The organism is Tropicimonas sp. IMCC6043 (assembly GCF_004146235.1).
Taxonomy (GTDB): domain Bacteria; phylum Pseudomonadota; class Alphaproteobacteria; order Rhodobacterales; family Rhodobacteraceae; genus Tropicimonas.
This window is the reverse complement of the sequence record NZ_SELO01000148.1, coordinates 1-634: the sequence shown is the minus strand read 5'-3', so window position 1 is coordinate 634 and position 634 is coordinate 1. Positions and strand designations below refer to the sequence as shown.

Below are 634 nucleotides of genomic sequence, written 5' to 3'. Positions count from 1 at the left end.
GGGCGCGATGCGCGGCCGATACATAATCCGCGATCAGAGCCTGGATCTCGGCCACGGTCAGTTCATGCGGAACCGGCCAGCCCTCTGCGACCGGGATCGCCGAGGCGCCCACGGGCGTCCACGGCATGTCGCCGCGTGCGAAATCGTCCTCGCCGAGGGGGCCGTTGCCGAACCAGGGCCGCTGCATTCCAGCCTTGCGCCCAGCATGGCCCAGCTGGATCGCAGGAATGGCGCCATGGCGCAGCAGAAACTGGGCAACCCGCGTGTGCCCGGGGATCTGGCTGTCGGCCCAGAGGCCCGGGCAACCATGTGTGATTCGCCCTCTTTTCTGCACGGCGGTGGCCTCGGTGAACACGATGCCGGCACCGCCGATGGCGAACCGGCCGAGATGGACAAGATGCCATTCGTCCAGGTGTCCATCGTGCGCCGAATACTGGCACATGGGCGAGATCACGACGCGGTTGCGGGTCTTGAGGCCACGCAGCTTGAGTGGCTGGAAGAGCATCGGGGCGTCGGGCATGGCGTCGTCTCCGGGTTCGGGTTCCGACTTTGTCTGTCTGCGATAAGCGTTGCAGATTCAAGCAACGGCCAGTCTTAAGCGACCGTCCTTTTGACCTTCCCTGCTCCTCGTCGA

General features: G+C 65.3%; 1 pseudogene. It reads right to left on the bottom strand.

Annotated features, from left to right (window positions below):
- A pseudogene (locus EU800_RS26165) lies at positions 1-520 on the bottom strand (NADH:flavin oxidoreductase/NADH oxidase); the annotation flags it as partial.
- Positions 521-634 lie beyond the last annotated feature (114 nt).